Source organism: Parasutterella sp. (assembly GCF_057870745.1).
Map to the genome: position 1 here is coordinate 1 of NZ_DBMALT010000091.1, position 2,357 is coordinate 2,357.

2 protein-coding genes are annotated in these 2,357 nt (G+C 45.4%); one reads left to right on the top strand and one right to left on the bottom strand.

Features of this window, described 5'->3' with window-relative positions; all coding sequences use genetic code 11:
* Positions 1-98 precede the first annotated feature (98 nt).
* On the bottom strand, positions 99-1,064 hold the full coding sequence (locus tag ACZND6_RS12775; protein WP_418571676.1) for a LysR family transcriptional regulator: 966 nt from the start codon (positions 1,062-1,064) through the stop codon (positions 99-101).
* A gap of 193 nt (positions 1,065-1,257) precedes the next feature.
* Here ACZND6_RS12775 and ACZND6_RS12780 point away from each other — a divergent pair, with 193 nt between their 5' ends.
* The gene (locus ACZND6_RS12780) at positions 1,258-2,217 is read left to right on the top strand and encodes an agmatinase (RefSeq protein ID WP_008811348.1); all 960 of its coding nucleotides are present in this window, start codon (positions 1,258-1,260) and stop codon (positions 2,215-2,217) included.
* Positions 2,218-2,357: the final 140 nt, after the last annotated feature.

The following is a 2,357-nucleotide window of genomic DNA, read 5'->3' on the forward strand; positions in this document are numbered from 1 at the left end:
GAGAAACCGCCGTAAAATCAAGGTGACTTGGCCTACCAGATCGGTACGGGCGGTGGTGTGAGAGGGTGTTCGCTGGAACTCAGCGAAACCCTACTCGATTATTTGCCGGGAACATGAATAAATCGAGAAAGTCCCGGGAGCTGGCGTTCCATTTTGACCAAAAAACGCTCTGTCAGCACCTTTTTGGTTATTTCTCCGACCAATTGAGAGAGAGCATGATTCCTGATCTGTTTACGAACCATCCAGTAAGTTCTGGTCAGCGAACGGCCCGGGATCGGATAAAAATCAACCTCACTGCTACTAAGGCCTGCAGCCCAAAGATTGAATGGGGGAATCAACGACCATCCGTCCAATTGAGATACCAATCCTACGACTAAATAACTTGTGGACACTGAAGTGTGCAATGCCGGCTTCTGCCCAAGAGATCTAAGTAAGCGGTCGGCCTGAATTCTATCGGAACTGTCCTGGTTATATTCAATCAAGGGCCGAGAGATAATCAACGTTTGAAACGCCTCTTCCGAAATGATCGGTTCGTGACCCTTTTTCACAACTAATACAAAATCTTCTTGGAAAAGGACTTCTCGTTCGAGTTCTTCTTCGTCTTTAATCGGGTAAGGTGAAAGAAGAACATCTATTTTTTCAGACATCAATGCCGATACCAGTGGGAGTGTCAGGCCGGAAACGACATCCACGGAAGTGATGATTTTATTGAGCTCTGCAATAAGCTGGGGCCCGAAAGAACCTGCCGCCGACTCCCCGAGCCCTAAGCGAAGGGTCTCATATTTTTTCTTTTCACTTCTGACTGCTTCTAAGATTTCATCATTTTTCTGTAAAAGTTCTCTTGCCAGGGCAAATAAACGCCTTCCGGCTTTAGTCAGCAGAATCGGTCTTGAATCCCGTTCGAATAACGTTACTCCGAGAAAGTTCTCTAATGCTTTGATGTTTTGGCTGATCCCCGAAGGTGTTTGACCTATTTTTACAGCTGCTGCTTTAAGCGTCCGTTCCTCGGCCACGGTAACAAAAATTTTTAGCTGCAATGTATTAATGAGATTGAGGTCGCTCATTTTTCTTCAGATTGGTTATTTCTCGATTAATTTTTTCATAATTTTCAGAAGATGGTAATTCAGGATAATCCGTTAGTTGGCTGAATTTTCTTAAATTTAATTAAAGATCTTATCCTCTTTAATTAATGCTCTTTGGACCTTCGAAACTTTCTCTTTAAGCTAATCCTAGAACTTCAAAATTTTAGGAGAAACGATGCCAAAGATTATTCATAACCTTCCGATTACCGGAATTGCAAGCTTTGCGAAATATCCGATCTGCACGGATTTGGATCAATTAGATGACGCAGACGTTTGCGTCATGGGTATTCCTTACGATATGGGTGCTCCTTACCTGAGCGGTACTAAGTTCGGTCCCCGCAGAATCCGCGAGGTCTCCTGCCATTACGGACGAGGAGATGCCGGTTTCTGGGATCCTGAGAGAATGACTCAGTACTTAGAAGCTCCTGTAAAAGTTGTTGATGCAGGAGACGTCGACATGGATCCAATGGACTTTCATGCGAGCTTCGATAATGTGACGGAAGCTGCAAGAAAGATTATTTCTAAAGGTGCACTCCCCGTTTTTATGGGCGGCGATCACTCCGTAACTATCCCGACTGCCCGTGCATTGGATATGTACAGCGATCTTTGCGTAGTTCAGTTTGATGCCCATTTGGATTTCGGCAAGAGGAGATGGACCAACGGATCTCCGATGAGAATGATTTCTGAGATGCCGCACTTTACTCAAATGTGCCAAATCGGTATGCGCGGATTAGGAAGCAACACTAGAGAAGACTTCCAATCAGCCTATGATTATGGTTCTGTTGTTATCCCTTCCAGAAAAGCCTTGTCTCTTGGAGCCGAAGAAGTCATCAAAATGATTCCTGAGTCCAAGAACTATTTTGTCACGATAGACATCGACGGATATGACATGAGCACGGCCCCCGGTGTCGGCTCTCCTTCCCCAGGCGGTTTGAACTATAACTTCGTCACAGACGTCTTAGAGGGAATTGCTAAGAAAGGAAACGTCGTGGCTTTCGACTTAGTTGAAGTAGCCCCTCAATATGATCCGTCAGGTATCACAGCTCGTCTCGGTGCTATGACCATGTTGGCTTTTATGGGCTTTATCACCAAAGAAAAAGAAAAACGCGGTCAGCTGAAGGCTCAAAGAAGATAATGAGTCTTAATTAAGAACTTGGGAGGTAAATCACCTCCCTTTTCTATGTGCGCTCGGCATGAGCGAACTCTACAGGGTGAAAGTCCCGAAGTGCGGGCGGTGGCGCCAAGCACATAGCCAAAGGCAAGGTCTGAATCGCG